This is a genomic window from Burkholderiales bacterium, assembly GCA_036262035.1.
GTDB lineage: Bacteria > Pseudomonadota > Gammaproteobacteria > Burkholderiales > SG8-41 > JAQGMV01.
In genome coordinates this window covers 161,781-180,623 of record DATAJS010000025.1, presented here as the reverse complement: position 1 = coordinate 180,623, position 18,843 = coordinate 161,781, and the positions used below count along the sequence as shown (strand labels likewise).

The window sequence follows — 18,843 nt, the reverse complement described above, 5'->3', positions numbered from 1 at the left end:
ATCGAGCGCGACCGCGACAACGATTCCAGTTGTTCACGTTCGTCGGCACTCAACATGACCGGGGGCATGCGTTGGGGCATTGCGATCTCTCCAAGATGAGATACCGCAAAGTACCAAAAATTAACGGGGCAGTACACTAGCTCTCCAGCTTCACCCCGGCATCGCGGATCACCTTACCCCACCGCTCGATCTCGACGCGCATGTGCCGCGCGAGCTCTTCGGGCGTGCCGGGCCACGGCTCGAGGCCGTGGGATTCGATGCTCCTGAGCACCTCGGCGTCGCCGAGCACCGTGCGCACGTCGCGGTTCACCTGGGCGATCAGCGGTCGGCGGACTTGCGCGGGTGCGAGTAGACCGACCCACGCGGTCGCGTCGAAGCCTTTCAATCCCGATTCGTCGAGCGCAGGCACGCCGGGCAGCGCCGGCTGGCGTTTCGCGCTCGACACCGCGAGCGCCTTGAGCTTGCCCGCCTTCACCTGCGGCAGCGCGACCGAGAGGTTCGAGAACGTCATCTGCACTTCGCCGGCGACGACCGCCGCCATCGCCGGGGCGCCGCCTTTGTACGGCACGTGGACCATCTCGACGCCCGCCATGCGCTGGAACAGCTCCGCGACGAGATGCGCGGAGCTGCCCTGGCCGAAGGACGAGAAGTTGAGCTTGCGCGGCTGCGCTTTCGCGAGCTTGATCAGCTCCTGCACCGTCGGCGCCGGCACCGACGGATTGACCACCAGCGCGTAAGCGCCGGTGACGAGCGCGCTGACCGGCGCGAAATCGCGCGTCAGGTCGAAGGGGAGCTTGGAATACAGCGCGACGTTGCTCGCGATGCTCGACGAGACGATGAAGAGCGTGTAACCGTCGGGGTTCGCTTTCGCTGCGATCTCGCCCGCGATCGTGCCGTTGGCGCCGCCGCGGTTGTCGACGATGACCGGCTTGCCCCACTGCGCGTTGAGACGGTTGGCGACGAGCCGCGAGACGATGTCGTTCACGCCGCCCGGCGGGAAAGGCACGATGAGCCGCACCGCGCGATCGGGAAACGCCGGCTCCGCCGCGTGAGCGGCGGCCGAAACGGCGAGGGCTACGGCACAGATCAGCGAGCGCTTCATCACCCCATCACCCCATCACGTCATCACGTCATTCGGGCTTCACCCCGGCCTCGCGAATCACCTTGCTGTACTTCGTCATCTCGCTGCGGATGAACTGCGCGAACTCGCGCGGCGAGCTGCCGACCGGCTCCGCGCCCTGCTTGGTCAGCGCCGCCTGCACGTCGGGCGAGCGCGTGGCTTTCGCGGTCTCCGCCGCGAGCTTCGACAGCACCGCCGGGGGCAGCTTCGCGGGGCCGACGAGGCCGTACCACGCGATCGATTCGTAGCCTTTCAAACCCGATTCGGCGACGGTCGGGATGTCGGGCCACGCGGGGTTGCGCTTCGCCGTCGTCACCGCGATCGCGCGCAGCCGGCCGGACTTGATGTGCGGCCCGGCCGAGAGGATGGTCTGCGGCATCATGTCGATCTGGCCGCCGATCACGTCCTGCAGGCCCTGATTGCCGCCCTTGTACGGGATGTGGTTCATCTTGATGCGGGCCATCGAGTTGAACAGCTCGCCGGCGAGATGCTGCGACGAGCCGACGCCGCCGGAGCCGTACGTGACGGTGCGCGACTTCGCGAGCGCGATCAGCTCCTGGATGTTGTTCGCCTTGAGTCCCGGATGGACCGTGAACATGAGCGGCAGGATCGCGGTGAGGCTGATCGGCTGGAAATCCTTCTCGGTGTCGTAGGGCAGCTTCTTCTGGAGCGCAGGGTTGACCGCGTGGCCGATCGCGACCATCAGCAGCGAATGGCCGTCGGGGTTGGCGCGCGCGGTGATCTCGGCGCCGACGACGCCGTTGGCGCCGGGACGGTTCTCCACGACGACCTGCTGGCCCCACGCCTCGGTGAGCTTCTGGCCCATCATGCGCGCGAGGATGTCCGTCGACCCTCCGGGCGTGAACGGCACGATGATGCGGATGGGACGGTCGGGGTAGTCGGCATGGGCGGTGGTCGTCAGCAGCGCTGCGGCAGCGGCAAGAATCAGTTTGGTTTTCATGAGTGAGTGAAAGGCTTGAACCGCAAAGGACGCAAAGGACGCAAAGGAAAGCAAGGTCGTCATTGCGGGAAGCGATAGCGACGAAGCAATCCCGAAACGTTCGCATCGTGCGCCACGAGATCGCCACGCGCCTTCGGCGCTCGCGATGACGTTATACGGGGTTCCTTCGCGTCCTTGGCGTCCTTGGCGGTTAATTAGATTTTGATTTTGACTTACGCGGCCTCGACGACGTAGCCGGACGGCGTGCCGAGGACCGTGGTGCGTTCCATGTGCCGCCGCTGGGTCTCGTCGAAGTCGCCGAGCGCGAGGTGCATGGTGCAGCGGTTGTCCCAGGCGACGATGTCGTTGGCGCGCCACTGGTGGCGGTAGATGAACTCGAAGCGCGTCGCGTGCTCGTTGAGGTACTCGATCAGCGGCTTGCTCTCGGCTTCGGTGAAGCCGTCGAAGCGCTTCACCTTGTCGCCGAGGTAGAGCGCCTTGCGGCCGGTCTCGGGATGCACGCGCACCACCGGCTGCGCGATCGGCGGGTTGAGCTTGCGCTGCTGCTCCGCGCGCGCGACGCCGGTGTCCATGTGATTGATCTTGCGCGTGCCCGAGAGATGGATCCCGTGCAGGCCTTCGAGCATCTTCTTCATCCCGTCGGAGAGCGACTCGTACGCGACGTACATGTTCGCGAACACGGTATCGCCGCCGACGTCGGGGATGGTGATGCCGCGCAGCAGCGAGCCCAGCGAAGGCATCGGCGTGAACGACATGTCCGAATGCCACTGGCGGCCGGTGTAGCGGCTGTTCGACGGGGTGCCGTCGGGGTTCGGCTCGTTCGTGACGAGCAGGAGCTCGGGATAGTCGGGGTGGCGGTCCTGCGGCAGCGCGTCGTGACGGTCGAGCTCGCCGAAGCGGCGGCTGAACTCGATGTGCTGCTCGCGCGTGATCTTCTGGTCTCTGAAGAGCAGGATGCCGTATTCCAGAAACGCGCGGTAGATCTCGCCGAATTCGCCTTCGCTCATCGGCCTGGACACGTCGACGCCGCAGACTTCGGCGCCGAGTGCATGGGAAAGTTTGCGCAACTTGAGCGCCATGGCGAGGTTCTCCTCGGTAATGCTGAATCGCTTATTCTAGTCGCAGGTGACGGGACGAAAAAAAACCGGGACGAGTGTCCCGGTTTTTTTCAGGCGTCGGGCTTCTTAGACTGCCTGGATGTTGCTCGCCTGCTTCTTGCCGCCTTTGCCGGCGGTGATCTCGAAGGAGACTTTCTGTCCTTCGGTCAGCGTCTTGAAGCCGGGCATGTTGATCGCGGAGAAGTGCGCGAAGAGGTCCTCGCCGCCGCCGTCCGGGGTGATGAACCCGAAGCCTTTGGAGTCGTTGAACCACTTAACGGTGCCAGTTGCCATGTGTGTCGTTCCTAAAAAAATTAAAAAGGGCTGAAGCCCAAAACCACTTCCAATTCCTAAGCCCTTGAGAACGAACACCCCACAACTGCCGAACTCTCTGAACCCGAAACCGCAAAGGGTGGCGAACCTTATAGTAGGGAGTTCTCCATGTCAAGCACAACCGTCGAATGGATTCCCGACAGTCCCGCTGCCGCGGTTCGGGAATGACGAACCCTACGCGGCGACGGCTGCGCGGCGCGGACTCAGCTTCGCAAGCTCCTCACCGAGGTACCTGGCGATCTCCCGCATCCCAAAGAGGCCGGCCGCGCGCTCGGCGTCGGGGTTGTAGTTGGTGTTGGTGTTGACGTCGTAGGTGTAGAGCTCACCCCTGGCGTCGGTGATGAACTCGATGCCCGCGATCCCGATGCCGTTCGCGGCGATGAACTCGCGGTACTTCTGGACGATGGGGTGATTGAAGCCCCGGATGATGTTGAACCGCGGCGCCGTCGCAACCGGCGCGGTGCCGACCGGGCAGAACGCGTCGCCGACCTGGCAGACGTCCGCCGGGCAGAGCTCGAAACCGAGGGAGGTGTCGACGCGCACCGCGTAGACGAAGCGCCCGCCGATGAACTCCACGCGCGTGATGCAGGGCTCGGGCGAGCGGATGTATTCCTGGATGAGCGTGATGCCGTCGACCGAATCCTCGAACTGGTCGCTCGCGACGTAGGCTTCGAGCGCGGCGTGGTCCTGGAACAGCCTCACGCCGAGGCCTTTGCCGGCGCGGTTGTGCTTGGTGATGAAGGCGCCTTCGAAGCCGCGCGCCGCTTCGACGACGTGCGGCCGGCCGACCGCCGCGACGGTGCGCGGCGTTTTCACCCCGAAGCGCGCCAGCGCGCCGTATTGCGCGAGCTTGTTCACTTCCAGCGCGAGGGCGCGGCTGTCGTTGATCACCCGCCGGCCGTGCGATTCGAGCCACGCCAGCACGCCCGACGTGAGCTCGGGAGCGTAGCGATGGCCGCGCGTGTGCGAGGACGCGCTCATGCGGTTGTAGAACACGCCTTCGGGCGGCGTGCTCGAGAAATCGAGCGTGCCTTCGGCGATGAACCATTCTTCGAAAGGCAGGGAAAGCTCGGCGAAGGCCGCGCGCAGCGGCTCGACCCAGGCGTCGTTTTCGTGGATGACGTAGATCTTGGACATATCGGGAGCGCCGTAACCGTAAGAGGGCCCCGAATCTACGGCGGCGTCGCAGGCGAGGGAAATACCGTTGCGCGACATTGTTATGGCGTCGCGGAATAAAGGCGTGAGAGCCGCAAACCGCGCACGGTGCTCCTCGCTCCTCCTGAACCCTTCACGGCTTTTGACCATATAGTGGTCTGCGTTGTAACGTGGGGGCCTCACTTTGGCTAAGATACGCGCCATGGATCGCGCCCCCAGCCAGGCGTCTCACAACGTGGATGCACCCCCGGCCGTCAGGCCCACGTGGCGGGTATGGGCGAAGACCGCATTCATCGTCGTTCTCGCCGTGGTGCTGCTGGCGTGGGGCGGAAGCTGGGTCAAGCATCGTTGGACGCACGTCGTCGTCGACGACGCGCGCGTCGACGGCGAGGTGGTGACGATCTCGAGCCGGGTCTCCGGCTGGCTCACCGATCTTCCGGTGATCGAAGGCGACTATGTCAAGTCCGGCCAGCCGCTCGCGCACATCGACGACCGTGACGCGCGCCTGCACCGCGAAGTGCTCGTCGCACGCCTGAACGCGATCGAGCGCCAGATGGGCGTCACGCGCGCCCAGAGCGGCCAGGTCGCACAGGAGACGACCGGCAAGTACGAGAGCGAAGCGAACCGCCTCAAGGCCGCCCAGGCCGAGGTCGCTTCGATGGAAGCGAACCTCAAGCAGGCGAAGCTGGACCAGGACCGCGCCGCGGGATTGGCTGCGAAGGAATACATCTCGCGGCAGGACATGGACCGCGTGCGCCTCGCGTACGCGCAGGCGCAGGAGGCGCATCGCAAGGCGGTGGCGGAGGTGGCGGCCGCGCGCGGCAACCTCGCCGCGGCAGGCGGCAGCCGCAAGCAGGTCGCGGTCATGCAGCAGCAGATCTCGGTTCTCGAGCAGCAGGCCGCCGAAATCCGGGCGGAGATCGCGCGGCAGGACGTCGATCTCACCGACCGCACGATCCGGGCGCCCGCGGACGGCCGCATCGTCATGACCTTCGTGCGCAAGGGCGAGCACGTCGCGGCGGGCCAGCGCATCGCGATGTTCCACGACCCGAAGCAGATCTGGGTCCAGGCGAACGTCAAGGAGACCGCGATCGGGCAATTGAAGCCCGGCATGCCGGTCGACGTGCGCATCGACGCGTATCCGGGCCGCGTCTTCCGCGGCGAGATCTACCGCATCGGCCAGGCTGCGACCAGCAAGTTCGCGCTGCTGCCCGATCCCAATCCCAGCGGCAACTTCACCAAGATCACCCAGCGCCTGCCGGTGCGCATCCTCCTCGCCGACAAGGACCTCGCATTGAGACCCGGAATGATGGCCGAGGTCGACATTGCAGTCGGAAACCACTGAAGTCCTGGCAGCGCGGTTCGGCTCGCGCTATCGCTGGTTCGCGACCGTCACGGTCATGCTCGGCACGATCTCCGCCGTGCTGACCACGACCACGGTCAACGTCGCCATCCCCGACATCATGGGCGCGTTCGGCATCGGCCAGGACCGCGCGCAGTGGCTGGCGACCGGCGCGCTCGCGGCGATGACCGTGGGCATGCTGCTCAACGCCTATCTGATCAACCGCCACGGCCAGCGCCGCACGTTCATCGGCGCGCTGCTCGTCTTCATCGGCGCGCTGCTCGTCGCCGGCATGGCGCCGAACGAGCACGTGCTGATCGCGTGCCGCGTCGTGCAGGGGCTCATCGCCGGCATCCTCCAGCCGCTCTCGATGTACACCCTGTTCCGCGTGTTTCCGCCGAACCAGCGCGGACTGGCGATGGGTTTCTTCGGGATGAGCGTCATCCTCGGCCCGGCGCTGGGACCGACGCTCGGCGGCGTCATGATCGAGCACTTCAACTGGCGCGCGATCTTCTACGTCGCGGTGCCCGTCGCGTCGCTGGGCGTGCTGCTCGGCACGATCTTCATGCCTCAGCGCGAGGACCCGTCGGCACGGCCGCGCTTCGACTGGATCGGCTTCGCGCTGCTCTGCACCGCGCTCGCGTGCCTGCTGACGGGCCTTTCGAACGGGCAGCGCGAAGGCTGGAGCTCCGGCTTCATCGTCGGCATGTTCGTCGTCTCCGGCCTGTCGGTGCTCGCCCTCCTGTGGTGGGAGCTGCGCGAGACGCAGCCGCTCGTCGACCTGCGCGTGCTCGGCAACGGCCAGTTCACGTGCGCGGCCACGGTGGCGTGGATGTTCGGCGTGGGACTGTTCGGCTCGGTCTTCCTCGTGCCGCTCTTCGTTCAGACGGTGCAGGGCTACACGCCGCTCGACGCGGGGCTGCTGCTGATGCCCGGCGGCGTCGTGCTCGGGCTCTTCATGCCGTTCGCCGGGTTCCTGAGCGATCGCGTGCCCACGCGCGGGCTGATCATGTCGGGGCTGGTGTGCTTCGCGCTGTCGTCGTATTTCCTCGCGACCATCGACGTGAACAGCGGCTTCTGGCTGCTCGCGGGCTGCGTCGTGCTGTCGCGCCTCGGGCTCGCGCTCATCAAGCCTTCGCTCAACGTCACCGCGCTGCGCTCGTTGCGGCCGGAGCTCCTGGGGCAGGGCGCCGGCATGATCAACTTCGCGCGCCAGCTCGGCGGCGCGTTCGGCGTGAACCTGCTGTCGGTGATGCTCGACCGGCGCACGTTCTTCCACAGCGACACGCTCACCGCCATGCAGACCGCGGCGAACTCGGGCACGGCGGAGCTCTTGCGGCAGATGCAGGCGCTGCTCGCGCAGGCGGGTGTCTCTCCGGACATCCAGGGCGCGGGCGCGATGCATTTCCTCGGGCGCGTGCTTTACGCGCAGGCGTATACGTACGGATTCCGCGACGCTTTCCTGATCACCGCGGTCATCTTCACGTTCGGTCTCATACCCGCATGGATCATGGGCCGTCGGGTCGCCGCCACGGCCCGCGCACCTCAAGCGGCGATGCGTAGGGCATAATGTGGTTTGTACATACCCTCAGGGGTCTTACGCACCGAAGTGGCGAAAGAAAAAGCAAGAATCGAGTTCGAAGACATCCTGTGGCTGCGCAAGGCGGCCACCAAGGCCGGCGCGGATCACATCCCGCCAGCCATCGCGGACAAGCTGATCGCCGCCGGCCTGATCGAGCAGGGCGCGAAGCCGCCGACGCTCAAGATCACCGAGAAGGGCCGCATCGCGCTGTCGAAGCTAGGGTGACCGGGCCTCCAAAGGCTTGTTGAACCGCAAAGGACGCAAAGGACGCAAAGGAACATCAAAAGCGTTATTTGTTCTTGCGCTTTTCCCTGGCGTCCTTGGCGGTCAATACGCTTTTATTCAGGCTTGATGCCTGCTGCCTCGACCACCTTGCCCCATTTGGCGAGCTCGGCTTTGAGGTGAGCGTCGAACGCCTGGGGTGTCGTCGCGGCGATGTCGAGTGACAGCGCGCCGTATCTGGCGCGGCCGTCGGGCGACTGGATCGCATCGACGATCGCCTTGTTGAGCTTCGCGAGCAGCGGCTGCGGCAGGCGCGCGGGCGCGAAAGCGCCGAACCAGTTCGTCACCACCATCCCGTTCACGCCCGCTTCCTCGAACGTCGGAACGTCGGGCAGCATCGTCGAGCGCTTTTGCGCGGTGATCGCCAGCGCGCGCAGGCGCCCCGCTTTCACGTGAGGCACCGCGCCGGGGATCGTCGGAAACGCCGCGGGAATCTGCCCGCCGATCACGTCGATCATGGCGATCGAGATGCTCTTGTAAGGCACGTGGACGATGTCGCTGCGCGTCGCGAGCTTGAAGAGCTCGCCGGTGAGATGCGTGATCGACCCGGTGCCGCCCGAGCCGTAATTGAGCTTGCCGGGCTGCGCGTGCGCCGCGGCGACGAACTCTTTCACCGTCTTTGCCGCGAATCCCGGGTGCACGATCAATAGCTGAGGCGCCGTCGCGATGAGCGAGATCGGCGTGAAGTCGCGTATGGGATCGTACGGCACGTGCTTCAACACGTGCACGTTGATCGTATGCGGCGAATCGCCGACGAGCAGCGTGTAGCCGTCGGGCGCGGCTTTCGCGACGATCTCGCGCCCGAGCGAGCCCGCGGCGCCGGGGCGATTATCGATCACGAACTGCTGGCCCAGCGATTCGGAGAGCTTCGCCGACAGCACGCGCGCCACCGCATCGGACGATCCGCCGGGCGAATAGGGGACGATCACGCGCACCGGCCGCGACGGATAAGCGGCCGCGCTGCCGTCACGTTGTGCCGCCGGCACCGAAGCGCATGCAGTCAGCAGCGCGGCGCCGATCGCCGTGCTTCGTAGGGGCATTCTCTTGTTCAAACCTTCTCCTTAGATCAAAAAGATTAACCGCAAAGGACGCAAAGGACGCCAAGGAAAACCTTCAACGTAAAAGCGATTCGTGCGTTGAGCAGTTATCCGGAAGGGGCGGCATGGAGCCTAATCTTATCGCGCGGGCGGTTATTGACGCAGCCATGGCCGTGCACAGTGAGCTGGGACCGGGTCTCCTCGAGAGCGCCTACGAGTCTTGCCTCGCCTACGAGCTCGCATCGCGAAAAATATTTGTGCAGCGTCAGGTGACAGTCCCCGTTCGATATCGCAACCACACGCTCGACGTCGGATATCGCATTGATCTACTGGTCGACGCGCAACTGATTGTCGAGATCAAGGCCGTCGAGCGCATTGCACCGATACACGTGGCACAGGTGCTGACGTACCTGAAGCTGGCGAAGCGGCCGCTTGGTCTTTTATTGAACTTCAACATGCCGCACTTGCGCGACGGCATCAGACGCGTAGTAAACGGGCTTTCTGCCGATTAGTTTTTGCTTTCCTTTGCGTCCTTTGCGTCCTTTGCGGTCAATACGCTTTTGAGGGCGCAAGGTATCATCGCGCTTTCGTGATTTCCCTCGATGGACAGACCATGAAACCGCGATTCGCTGCACTGCCTCTACTGCTCGCCGCGCTCGCCACCGCTCACGCCGCCGAGCAATATCCCACCAAGCCGATCCGCCTCATCGCGCCGTCGTCGCCGGGCAGCGGCGTCGACATCGTGTCGCGGATCGTCGCGCAGCCGCTCTCCGCCGATCTCGGTCAGCAGGTCGTCGTCGACAACCGCGCGGGCGCGGGCGGCAACATCGGCGCCGACATCGCCGCGCACTCGGCGCCCAACGGCTATACGCTCCTCACCTGCACGCCGAGCCAGGTGATCAACGCGATCCTCTACAAGCAGCTCTCGCGCGATCTGCAGGGCGAGTTCGCGCCGATCTCGCTCATCGGCTCGGGACAGTTCATCCTGATCGCCAACCAGTCGGTGCCTGCGAAGAACGTGCAGCAGTTGATACAGCTCGCGAAAGCCAAGCCCGGTGCGCTGCATTACGCGTCGGCGGGACAGGGCAACGTCACCCATCTCACCGGCGAGCTCTTCAAGGCCGCCGCGGGCGTGAACCTCACGCACGTGCCGTACAAAGGCTCGGGACCCGCGCTCACCGAGGTGATGGGCGGCCAGGTGCAGGTGATGTTCGCGAACATCGTCGCGGCGATGCCGGTGATCCGCTCGGGCAAGGTGCAGGCGCTCGGCGCGACCGGCGCCAAGCGCCCCGGCGCCGCGCCCGAGATACCGACCCTCGCCGAGAGCGGTCTGCCCGGTTTCGAAGTCACCGCATGGTTCGGCATGCTCGCGCCCAAGGCGACGCCCAGGGACATCGTCGCGAAGATCAATGCGACGCTGGTCAAAGCGCTGAAGTCCGCCGACACGCGCCAGAAGCTCGGCCATGAAGGCCTCGACGCGATCGGCAGCACCTCCGCCGAGTTCGCAACCTACCTGCAGGGCGAAGCGAAGAAGTGGGCGAAAGCCGTCGAGATCTCCGGTACCAAGGCGAACCCGTGAGGTACATTTCTTGCCGTTATTCTCCCTGCGACCCGCGAGGGGTCGGTAACTCTTGGAGGACAGTGTATGAACCAGCAAGATCGCCAGAGCCATCAAGGTCAACAAAGCCAGCAAGGTCAGCAAAGCGATCGTCAGCAGCAGCAGACCGGACAGCAGGACAAGCAGCAAGGCGGTAACCAGTCCGGCCAGGGCCAGCAGAACCAGCAGAATCAGCAGGGTCAGCAAGGCCAGCAGCAGCAAAACCGCAGTCAGCCCGGCCAGGGCCAGCAAGGCAACCAGTCGGGCCAGGGCCAGCAAGGCAATCAGCAGGGCCAGCAAGGCAATCAGCAGGGCCAGAAGCGCTAACGCAACTTCAACCGGACAAGAACCCGGGCAGCGAGGTCACTCGCGCCCGGGTTTTGTTTTGTCCCGCGCAATTTTTCTGCGACTTAAATCACGAGTTAGTTTTTCTTGATTGAACCCTCAAAAATACTCGGTCTGGCGCGGTGCACAAAAATCTAAAGCTGCCGTTGTAAAGAGCATGCGCCTGCGTGCGACACGGTGCACAAACGGAACTGTGACTCATCGCACTACAAGCCGAGGAAAATCATGAAAAGCAGCTTTTACAGCGGAATGCTGAACGGCCTGTCTAAGGTCAACTTGAGCGGTTTCGAACGCGCGCAGGCCGAGCTCCACATGCGCCGTGCGGCCGCGATCGTCGAGACGCTTCTGGGCTCGCGCCAGGCCGGGCAGGTCGAGAAGGCCGAAACGCCCGTCGCAGACGAAGAGTACCGCGCAGCCGCCTGAGGTTTCGCGCCGTCGTTGCGGTTTACTGCGTCGCCGCCGTGCATCCCGCGAGGTGCGCGGCTGCTGCGCATTGTGGACGCGACGGGGTACGCGGGTTGCACCCTCCGGTAGGTTGATCGACTACTTACTGAGGAGTGACACATGGCGACACAGAAGAAGGACGATGCGATCGAGCTCCTGAAGAAAGACCATCGGGAGGTCGAAGGGCTGTTCAAGGAATTCGAAGAGCTCGAGGACAACGCCGAAGCGGCCGAGCAGGTGATCGAGACCGCCTGCACCGAGCTCAAGTTGCACGACAAGATCGAAACCGAGATCTTCTATCCGGCGGTGCGCGAGGCTGCGGAGCAGGAAGAGATCGCGGACCTGCTCGACGAAGCCGAAGTCGAGCACGACACCGTGCGCGAGCTCATCGAGAAGCTCGAAGGCATGGATCCCACCGACGGGAAGCGCCACGCGCACTTCACGGTGCTCTCGGAGTACGTGAAGCACCACGTCAAGGAAGAAGAGAAAGAGATGTTCCCCAAGGTCAAGAAGCTCAAGTCTCTCGACCTCAAGGCGCTCTTTGATGCGATGAAGGCGCGCAAGGAAGCGCTGATGGCCGAGATGGGGGTGGAAGTCTCGGAAGAAAGCGAAACAACCTGATCGTCATTCCCGACGGCGCGCCCGCGCCGATCGGGAGCCTTCGGCTCCCTTCGGGCAGTAAACGCCAAGGAGGGAAACCAAGGTTTCCCTCCTTGAACCTCCTTTCCTTTCAAACCAACTGCAGCGATCAAGTATGATCAGTGGATGGCGGATCTCCAGAACCGCACGCTGATCTGCAGCGTACTCTTCATCGACATCGTCGAGTACTCGCGCAAGCCCGTCGTCGAGCAGATCGCGCTCAAGGACCGGTTCAACGCCCTGCTCTCCGAAGCCCTCCGCGGCGTGGCGGTCAACGACCGCATCATCCTCGACACCGGCGACGGCGCGGCGATCAGCTTCATCGGCGATCCCGAAGACGCGCTGTTCGTGGCGACCGACCTGCGCGACGACATCGCGAGCGGCGTCGGCCGCGACGGCACGGAGCTTTCCACGCGCATGGGCATCAACCTCGGCCCGGTGCGCCTCGTGCGCGACATCAACGGCCAGCCCAACATCATCGGCGACGGCATCAACGTGGCCCAGCGCGTCATGACTTTCGCGATGCCGGGCCAGGTGCTCGTTTCGCGCTCGTATTACGAAGTCGTATCGAGGCTTTCGGACGAGTCCTCGCGGCTCTTCACCTACGAGGGCTCGCGCACCGACAAGCACATCCGCGAGCACGAGGTCTACGCGGTGGGCGCCATACCGGAGCCGCACCGCCGCGGCGACGAGGCCGCCACCGACTGGCGCGCAGGCCGCAGCCGCGGGCGCGACACGTGGGCGCGCGTCGTCCACACGCTCGCCGCGTTCGTGCACCGCATCGTGGCGCGGCCGCGCATCGCGACCGCGGTCGCCGTCGGCGTGATCCTCGCGACCGCGATCGGCGCGCGCGCGTTTCGCGAGCCGCCGCCGCCTTCGCAAGTGCGCCTGACCGAGCCCGCGCCGCCGCCGAAGCCTGCGGTCGAACCCGCCGGACGTCCCGACGACAAGCTCGCGGTCGCGACCGGCACCGCGCCGCTCAAGCCCATCGCACCCCCGCCCGAAGCGAAATCGGCCGAGCCTCGCATCGCGCCTCCGCCGGTCGCACGCGCGCCGTCCAGACCGGCGGCGGAGACCGCGACCGCCGAGGAGCAGACCGCGAACGTTCCGGCCCCGGCCGAGCCGGCGCTGCTGTCGCTCGCGATCGCGCCGTGGGGCCAGATCTTCGTCGACGGCCGCCCGCGCGGGGTGAGCCCGCCGTTGCAGGAACTGGAATTGCCTGCAGGCCGCCATCGCATCGAGGTGCGGAATTCCGCGGCGCCGACGCATGTTGTCAACGTCAACGTGAAGCCCGGCGAGCGGCTACGCATCAAGCACAAATTCGATTGAAGGACGACATGCGCATCATTCGCTTCTGGTTGGCCGCGTTCCTCGGCGTCGCGGCGCTGGCGGGTTGCTCGTCGCAACCGGTGACCGCGATCAAGAGCATCTTCCAGAGCAAGGGCGAGCCCCAGCTCCAGACCGGCATTCGCCAGTACGAAGACGGCAAGTACGCCGCGGCGACCACCAGCCTGCAGGACGCCCTCTCCGCCGGCCTCTCCGACGCCGACCAGGTCACCGCGAACAAGTATCTCGCGTTCATCTCGTGCACGCAGGGCCGCGAGCGCCAGTGCCGGGCGTATTTCAGGCGGGCGCTCGAGCTCAACCCCGCTTTCGAGCTCGAGCCGAACGAAGCCGGCCACCCGATGTGGGGGCCGGTCTTCAAGAACGTGAAGGCCGGCGGCCGGCGGTGAGCGTGGGGACGGCCGTGGACGCCCGCAGGCTCGGCCGTTACGAGATCGTCTCCGAGATCGGCAAGGGCGCGATGGGCACGGTCTACAAGGCGGTGGACCCGATGCTCGACCGCACCGTCGCGCTGAAGACGATCGGCGTCGCCGCCAACGATCCCGATCTCGCCGAATACGAATCGCGCTTCTATCTCGAAGCCAAGGCGGTCGGCGGCCTCAACCATCCGAACATCGTCACGGTCTACGACGTCGGCAACAGCGGCGGCATGCCGTATCTCGCGATGGAGTACATCGAAGGGCGCGAGCTCGCCGCGCTCACGCGCGAGGGCCGGCCGTTGCCGCTGGAGCAGGCGCTCGATATCGCCGTGCAGGTCGCGGAAGGCCTCGCGTACGCGCACGCGCACGGCGTCATCCATCGCGATATCAAGCCGGCGAACGTGCTGCTCGCCGCCGACGGCACGGCGAAGATCGCCGACTTCGGCATCGCGCGCATGCGCTCCGCGGAAGCCAGGGCGGAGGCCGTGAACGTGCTGGGCTCGCCGCGTTACATGTCGCCCGAGCAGGTGCTCGGCCGCCGCGCCGACCACCGCTCGGACATCTTCTCGTTGGGCGTCATGCTCTACGAGATGCTCACGGGCTCGGCGCCGTTCGCGGGCGCGGACCTCAACGCGATCCTCTTCCAGATCGTCAACCTCGTGCCGCCCGCGCCGAGCACGATCGCGCCGGGCACGCCGACCATGCTCGACTTCATCGTCGCCAAGGCGCTGACCAAATCGCCCGAAGAGCGCTACGCCAGCTCGCGCGAGCTCGCGGACGATCTGCGGCAATGCCGCGGCAATCTCGCCGCGGGCCTGCGCATCGTCGGCGTCGCGACGCCGCAGCAGCGCGCGCTGCCGACCATCGATCCGTACGCCGCGACGCCGCTGCTCTCCAAATCGCCGCCGGTCGCGCGGCAGGGCGATACCTCGAAAACCGACGACGGCGACGCGAGCCTCGGGGTCGCGCGCGACTTCGACTCGCTCTCGGCGATGGTGAGGCTCGCCGCGCAGACCGGCGTCACGCAGAATTTCGAGAATCTTTCGAAGCCCCCGAGCAGCGACACCGCGGACGCGTCGACGACGTACGGCATCCTGGTGCGCGAGCAGTCGTCGGGCATCGTCAGCGCGCTGGACCGTCGCTTCAGCGGCTGGACGCCGGCGGACTGGGTGCTGTTCGCGATCAGCGTCGTGGTCGCTTTTTCGGTCGCGGTTTTGATCGTCCTGTTTTGAATCTTCCAGACTTACTCTCCGGCGACTCGCACGAGGTCGCGCTGATCGATCGCGAGCGCCGCGTCACGTATGCCGAGCTCGACGCGGAGAGCCGGCGCGTCGCGAGCGGTCTGATCGAGGTCGGCATACGCGAAGGGGACCGCGTCGCGCTGTGGCTTCCGAACAACACCGCGTGGCTCGCGTGCTTTTTCGCGTGCGCGCACGTCGGCGCGATCGCGCTCGCGGTGAACACGCGCTTTCGCTCGGGCGAGCTCACCGACATCCTCGGCCGATCGGGTGCGAAAGCGCTCGTGCTGTGGCCGGGATTTCGCGGCATCGACTTCAACGGGATCCTCGAAGCGGTCGACCCCGCGGCGTTGAGCGCACTGGACGTCGTCGTCGCATACGGCGAAGGCGACGAGACGGTTCCCGTGACGATCGCGCAGCGCCGGGCGGTCGCGTATCGCGATATCGCGCGTTCGAGCGCGCTCGAAACGACGCGCGCCCGTCCCGACGCCGGGGTGCTGCTCTTCACCACGTCGGGCACGACGAGCAAGCCCAAGTTGGTCCTGCACGACCAGCGGTCGCTCGCGCGCCATGCCTTCGATGTCGCGCGGGCTTTCGGCTTCGACGCGCCTGACGCGACGATCCTGCTGCCGATCCCGCTGTGCGGCACCTTCGGGCTCACGGCCGCCCTCGGCGCGATCGCGGCGCGGCGGCCGCTGGTGATGCTGCCGACGTTCGACGCGCAATCCGCCGCATCGCTCATCCGCAAGCATGCCGTCACGCATTTTCCGGCCGCCGGCGACATCGTCGCGCAGCTCCTTGCGTCGAGCGACGAGCCGCGGCCTTATCCGAGCGTGCGGCTCGTGATCGGCGCGCGCACCGGGCAGGCGGCGCGCGCCGAGAGACGCGGCCTGACGCTCGTCGGCGTGTACGGGATGAGCGAGGTGCAGGCGATGGTGTCGCGGCATTACGAGACCGATCCACCCGAGAAGCGCGAGCTCGGCGGCGGGCAGCTCATCGCGACCGACGCCAGGGTGAGGGCGCGCGACACCGCCACCGGCCGCATCCTGCCTCACGGCGAGAGCGGCGAGCTCGAATTCCGGATGCCGAGCGCGATGACGGGCTACTTCGGCAACCAGGAGGCGACGCGCGCCGTCTTCACAGACGACGGCTTTGTCGCGAGCGGCGACCTCGGTTACACCGTCGAAGGCGGTTTCGTCTTTCAGTCGCGCATGGGTGACGCGCTGCGGCTGTCCGGTTTCCCCGTCAATCCGCTGGAGATCGAGGAGACGATCAACGCCGTGCCCGGCGTCGCCGCGTCACAGGTCGTCGGTATCGACGGCGAGCGCGGGACGTACGCAGTCGCGTTCGTCGTCGCGCAAGCGGGCGCCGTCGTCGACGAGCAAACCGTCATCGCGCACTGCGCGTCGCGCATCGCGGGCTACAAGGCGCCGAAGCGGGTGTTCACCATCGACGCGTTCCCGGTGACGCATAGCGCCAATGGCACCAAGGTGCAGAAGGGGAGGCTCCGCGAGCTTGCAGTCGAGCGATTGAGAAGTGACGGGTAAAGCAGTGACGGATAAAGCGGTGACGAAAGGCGTCGCGCGACAGCACACGTCACCGTTTCATCCGTCACGGTCTCATCCGTCACCGTTCTATCCGTCACTTTTTGCTCAGCGCGCCAGGCGGCGCCTGGCGGCGTCATACTCCGCCACCATCTGATCTATGAGTTCCCTCGTAGCCGGCACCGCACTGATATTGCCCACGCCCTGTCCCGCGCCCCAGATGTCTTTCCACGTTTTCGGGCGCTCGTCGCGCGAGGTGTACTTGAGCTTCTCGCCTTCCTGCACCGGCAGGTTGTCGGGATCGAGTCCGGCGTTGCGGATGCTCTGCTTGAGGTAGCTTCCGTGCACGCCGCTGAAGAACGGCGTGTAGGCGATGTCTTCGGCGTTCGAATCGACGATCATCTGCTTGTAGGCCTCGACCGCGAGCGATTCCTGCGTCGCGATGAAGCGCGTGCCGACGTAGGCTGCGTCGCAGCCCATCGCCTGCGCCGCGAGCACGCCGGAGCCGTTGGTGATCGCGCCGGCGAGCACGAGCGGGCCGTCGAAGATCCTGCGCACTTCGTTGGTCAGCGCGAAGGGGTTGAGGCGTCCGGCGTGGCCGCCCGCGCCGCCGCAGACCAGGATGATGCCGTCGACGCCCGCTTCGAGCGCTTTCTCGGCGTGGCGCACGCGCACCACGTCGTGCAGCACGATGCCGCCGTATTCGTGCACGCGCTTGGCGATCGCGGTCGGCGCCTGCAGCGACGTGATGACGATGGGCACCTTGTGCTTGGCCACGACCTCGAAATCCTGGTCCAGGCGCTTGTTGGCCTGGTTGACGATGAGGTTGACGGCGTAGGGGCCGATCTTCGCTTCGGGACGCTCGCGCTTTTCCTTCGCGAGCGCGTCCTCGATCTGCGTCAGCCACACGTCGAGCTGTTCCTGCGGCCGCGCGTTGAGCGCGGGGAACGAGCCGATGATGCCGGCCTTGCACTGCTCGATCACGAGGTCGGGCCCCGACACGAGGAACATGGGGGCACCGATCACGGGCGCGCGCAAGCCGGCAAAAATCTCTCTCGGGGTCATCGAATCCTGCTCCTTCGGGTGGGCTCACGATTCTAACCGCGCCCGGCCCGGCATTTACCTTGCTCGGCCCGGGCGAGGAGAGCTGCGAGATGGCCGCACTCAGCGAAACCCACATGCCTGCGGGCAGCCGCGTCCGGCGGACGGCCCTGATCGTACTCGCCGTATTGGCCATGCTCGGCCTCGCCTTCGTCGGCGCCATTCATTACGCGACGCGCAGCGTCGAAGCGCGCGTGCTCGAGGCGCTCGGACCCGACAGCGAGGTCGACGCAGTCACCGTCGGCCTGCACGAGGTGCGGCTGGCCGGCCTGCGCGTGAAAGCGCCGAAAGGCTGGCCGACCGATACCGCGCTGCGTGCCGAGGAAGTCGTCGTCACGCCCAAGCTCAAGCAGCTTTTCTCGGACCGCGTGGAGATCACCGAAGTGCGCATCCACCGTGCGTATCTCTCCGCGCTGCGGCCGAAGGGCGGCGGCGGGTTGCGCCTGCTGCCGAGCGTGACCGAGCGCGCGAAGAAGGACGAGGGCGACGGCAAGCGCGGCGTCGCGGTGCGCGCCGTCCGCTTCGAGAACTGCACGATCGATCTGTACGACGCGACCGTGCCGCTCGAGCCGCAGCGCGTGCGCATCGACGACGTCACCGGCTCGATCGAGGGCGTCGAGGTGCCGGACCGCGGCGCGCGAACCAAAATCGACCTCGACGGCGCGCTGAAAGGTCCCGTGCACCGCGGCACGGTGTCGGTGCAAGGCTGGGTCGACGTCGGCCGCAAGAGCTCCGAGCTCACCATCGCGCTGCGCAACGTCGATCTCGCGATGTTCGAGCCTTACATCTTCACGCGGGTGAAAGCCGGCGTCGAATCGGGCACGTTCAGCCTCGACCTCAAAACCACCGTGCGCGACAACGTGTTGCACGCGCCGGGAACGCTCACGATCAGCGGGCTCAGGCTGCGCGCGAGCGAGAGCCCCATGGAAGCGCTCGCGAGCCTGCCGCGCAAAGCGGGTATCGGCGCGCTTGCCGACGAGCAGGACCGCATCACCGTGCCGTTCGAGCTCGAAGGCAGCATCGACGATCCGAGCTTCTCGATCGCGCGCGGCGCCGCGTTCCAGGCGGGCATCGCCCTCATCAAGGCGTTCGGGCTCTCGATCGAAGGATTGATCCGCGCGCTGGCGATCATGCTCAGCGGTCTCGGGAGCGGGCTCGGCAGCGCCGTTTGACCGCAGCGGCCGGCGGGTGATGAGTTATGAAAGGTGACGGATGGAGCGGTGACGGGTTACGGTTCGTGACGCTCTTTCGTCACCGCCTTAT

20 protein-coding genes are annotated in these 18,843 nt (G+C 66.0%); 13 read left to right on the top strand and 7 right to left on the bottom strand.

Features of this window, described 5'->3' with window-relative positions; translation table 11 throughout:
* Positions 1 to 136: 136 nt before the first annotated feature.
* From VHP37_26115 to VHP37_26095, 5 genes are all read right to left on the bottom strand, one after another.
* A complete protein-coding gene (locus VHP37_26115; GenBank protein ID HEX2829850.1) occupies positions 137 to 1,102 on the bottom strand; it encodes a tripartite tricarboxylate transporter substrate binding protein in 966 nt (321 codons plus the stop codon).
* 28 nt (positions 1,103 to 1,130) lie between these two features.
* Positions 1,131 to 2,081, bottom strand: coding sequence for a tripartite tricarboxylate transporter substrate binding protein (locus tag VHP37_26110; protein HEX2829849.1), 951 nt, complete (start codon positions 2,079 to 2,081; stop codon positions 1,131 to 1,133).
* A 212-nt stretch (positions 2,082 to 2,293) separates the two neighbouring features.
* Complete coding sequence (locus VHP37_26105; GenBank protein HEX2829848.1) at positions 2,294 to 3,160, bottom strand: TauD/TfdA family dioxygenase; 867 nt, start codon at positions 3,158 to 3,160, stop codon at positions 2,294 to 2,296.
* Between the two features lie 105 nt (positions 3,161 to 3,265).
* Positions 3,266 to 3,472 carry a cold-shock protein gene (locus VHP37_26100; GenBank protein ID HEX2829847.1) on the bottom strand — a complete coding sequence of 69 codons (207 nt, stop codon included), beginning with the start codon at positions 3,470 to 3,472 and terminating at the stop codon, positions 3,266 to 3,268.
* Between the two features lie 213 nt (positions 3,473 to 3,685).
* On the bottom strand, positions 3,686 to 4,648 hold the full coding sequence (locus VHP37_26095) for an alpha-L-glutamate ligase (GenBank protein ID HEX2829846.1): 963 nt from the start codon (positions 4,646 to 4,648) through the stop codon (positions 3,686 to 3,688).
* A gap of 220 nt (positions 4,649 to 4,868) precedes the next feature.
* On the opposite strand from VHP37_26095, the gene VHP37_26090 reads away from it, so the two are divergent.
* The 3 genes from VHP37_26090 to VHP37_26080 are packed head-to-tail and all read left to right on the top strand — an operon-like array spanning position 4,869 to position 7,815.
* Positions 4,869 to 6,011 (top strand): HlyD family secretion protein, encoded by a 1,143-nt coding sequence (locus VHP37_26090; protein ID HEX2829845.1) that lies wholly within the window; start codon positions 4,869 to 4,871, stop codon positions 6,009 to 6,011.
* On the top strand, positions 5,992 to 7,578 hold the full coding sequence (locus VHP37_26085; protein ID HEX2829844.1) for a DHA2 family efflux MFS transporter permease subunit: 1,587 nt from the start codon (positions 5,992 to 5,994) through the stop codon (positions 7,576 to 7,578). The genes VHP37_26090 and VHP37_26085 overlap by 20 nt, the downstream gene beginning before the upstream one ends.
* Before the next feature lie 39 nt (positions 7,579 to 7,617).
* Entirely contained in the window at positions 7,618 to 7,815 is a 198-nt protein-coding gene (locus tag VHP37_26080) for a hypothetical protein (protein ID HEX2829843.1), read from the top strand.
* Positions 7,816 to 7,928: 113 nt separating this feature from the next.
* On the opposite strand, the gene VHP37_26075 is transcribed toward VHP37_26080, so the two are convergent.
* Entirely contained in the window at positions 7,929 to 8,912 is a 984-nt protein-coding gene (locus VHP37_26075) for a tripartite tricarboxylate transporter substrate binding protein (protein HEX2829842.1), read from the bottom strand.
* A gap of 122 nt (positions 8,913 to 9,034) precedes the next feature.
* On the opposite strand from VHP37_26075, the gene VHP37_26070 reads away from it, so the two are divergent.
* From VHP37_26070 to VHP37_26030, 9 genes are all read left to right on the top strand, one after another.
* Positions 9,035 to 9,421: a GxxExxY protein gene (locus VHP37_26070; protein HEX2829841.1), complete on the top strand. Its 387-nt coding sequence runs from the start codon at positions 9,035 to 9,037 to the stop codon at positions 9,419 to 9,421.
* Between the two features lie 101 nt (positions 9,422 to 9,522).
* Positions 9,523 to 10,488 carry a tripartite tricarboxylate transporter substrate binding protein gene (locus VHP37_26065; protein ID HEX2829840.1) on the top strand — a complete coding sequence of 322 codons (966 nt, stop codon included), beginning with the start codon at positions 9,523 to 9,525 and terminating at the stop codon, positions 10,486 to 10,488.
* Positions 10,489 to 10,554: 66 nt separating this feature from the next.
* On the top strand, positions 10,555 to 10,833 hold the full coding sequence (locus tag VHP37_26060) for a hypothetical protein (GenBank protein ID HEX2829839.1): 279 nt from the start codon (positions 10,555 to 10,557) through the stop codon (positions 10,831 to 10,833).
* Between the two features lie 243 nt (positions 10,834 to 11,076).
* On the top strand, positions 11,077 to 11,274 hold the full coding sequence (locus tag VHP37_26055; protein HEX2829838.1) for a hypothetical protein: 198 nt from the start codon (positions 11,077 to 11,079) through the stop codon (positions 11,272 to 11,274).
* Positions 11,275 to 11,415: 141 nt separating this feature from the next.
* Entirely contained in the window at positions 11,416 to 11,916 is a 501-nt protein-coding gene (locus tag VHP37_26050; GenBank protein HEX2829837.1) for a hemerythrin domain-containing protein, read from the top strand.
* A gap of 144 nt (positions 11,917 to 12,060) precedes the next feature.
* A complete protein-coding gene (locus VHP37_26045) occupies positions 12,061 to 13,263 on the top strand; it encodes a hypothetical protein (GenBank protein HEX2829836.1) in 1,203 nt (400 codons plus the stop codon).
* 8 nt (positions 13,264 to 13,271) lie between these two features.
* Positions 13,272 to 13,667, top strand: coding sequence for a TssQ family T6SS-associated lipoprotein (locus tag VHP37_26040; GenBank protein ID HEX2829835.1), 396 nt, complete (start codon positions 13,272 to 13,274; stop codon positions 13,665 to 13,667).
* A 14-nt stretch (positions 13,668 to 13,681) separates the two neighbouring features.
* Positions 13,682 to 14,929 (top strand): serine/threonine-protein kinase, encoded by a 1,248-nt coding sequence (locus VHP37_26035; protein ID HEX2829834.1) that lies wholly within the window; start codon positions 13,682 to 13,684, stop codon positions 14,927 to 14,929.
* Positions 14,926 to 16,482 carry an AMP-binding protein gene (locus VHP37_26030; GenBank protein ID HEX2829833.1) on the top strand — a complete coding sequence of 519 codons (1,557 nt, stop codon included), beginning with the start codon at positions 14,926 to 14,928 and terminating at the stop codon, positions 16,480 to 16,482. Before VHP37_26035 ends, VHP37_26030 begins: the two co-directional genes overlap by 4 nt.
* A gap of 105 nt (positions 16,483 to 16,587) precedes the next feature.
* Here the strand turns inward: VHP37_26030 and VHP37_26025 are convergent, their stop codons facing one another.
* Positions 16,588 to 17,544: a nitronate monooxygenase family protein gene (locus VHP37_26025; GenBank protein HEX2829832.1), complete on the bottom strand. Its 957-nt coding sequence runs from the start codon at positions 17,542 to 17,544 to the stop codon at positions 16,588 to 16,590.
* An 89-nt stretch (positions 17,545 to 17,633) separates the two neighbouring features.
* On the opposite strand from VHP37_26025, the gene VHP37_26020 reads away from it, so the two are divergent.
* Positions 17,634 to 18,752: a DUF748 domain-containing protein gene (locus VHP37_26020; GenBank protein ID HEX2829831.1), complete on the top strand. Its 1,119-nt coding sequence runs from the start codon at positions 17,634 to 17,636 to the stop codon at positions 18,750 to 18,752.
* The last annotated feature ends 91 nt before the right edge of the window (positions 18,753 to 18,843 follow it).

Coding starts and splice junctions, on each gene's coding strand:
- VHP37_26115 (HEX2829850.1), bottom strand. CDS start 1,102: ATGAAGCGCTCGCTGATCTGTGCCGTAGCCCTCGCCGTTTCGGCCGCC.
- VHP37_26110 (HEX2829849.1), bottom strand. CDS start 2,081: ATGAAAACCAAACTGATTCTTGCCGCTGCCGCAGCGCTGCTGACGACC.
- VHP37_26105 (HEX2829848.1), bottom strand. CDS start 3,160: ATGGCGCTCAAGTTGCGCAAACTTTCCCATGCACTCGGCGCCGAAGTC.
- VHP37_26100 (HEX2829847.1), bottom strand. CDS start 3,472: ATGGCAACTGGCACCGTTAAGTGGTTCAACGACTCCAAAGGCTTCGGG.
- VHP37_26095 (HEX2829846.1), bottom strand. CDS start 4,648: ATGTCCAAGATCTACGTCATCCACGAAAACGACGCCTGGGTCGAGCCG.
- VHP37_26090 (HEX2829845.1), top strand. CDS start 4,869: ATGGATCGCGCCCCCAGCCAGGCGTCTCACAACGTGGATGCACCCCCG.
- VHP37_26075 (HEX2829842.1), bottom strand. CDS start 8,912: ATGCCCCTACGAAGCACGGCGATCGGCGCCGCGCTGCTGACTGCATGC.
- VHP37_26070 (HEX2829841.1), top strand. CDS start 9,035: ATGGAGCCTAATCTTATCGCGCGGGCGGTTATTGACGCAGCCATGGCC.
- VHP37_26065 (HEX2829840.1), top strand. CDS start 9,523: ATGAAACCGCGATTCGCTGCACTGCCTCTACTGCTCGCCGCGCTCGCC.
- VHP37_26060 (HEX2829839.1), top strand. CDS start 10,555: ATGAACCAGCAAGATCGCCAGAGCCATCAAGGTCAACAAAGCCAGCAA.
- VHP37_26055 (HEX2829838.1), top strand. CDS start 11,077: ATGAAAAGCAGCTTTTACAGCGGAATGCTGAACGGCCTGTCTAAGGTC.
- VHP37_26050 (HEX2829837.1), top strand. CDS start 11,416: ATGGCGACACAGAAGAAGGACGATGCGATCGAGCTCCTGAAGAAAGAC.
- VHP37_26045 (HEX2829836.1), top strand. CDS start 12,061: ATGGCGGATCTCCAGAACCGCACGCTGATCTGCAGCGTACTCTTCATC.
- VHP37_26040 (HEX2829835.1), top strand. CDS start 13,272: ATGCGCATCATTCGCTTCTGGTTGGCCGCGTTCCTCGGCGTCGCGGCG.
- VHP37_26025 (HEX2829832.1), bottom strand. CDS start 17,544: ATGACCCCGAGAGAGATTTTTGCCGGCTTGCGCGCGCCCGTGATCGGT.
- VHP37_26020 (HEX2829831.1), top strand. CDS start 17,634: ATGGCCGCACTCAGCGAAACCCACATGCCTGCGGGCAGCCGCGTCCGG.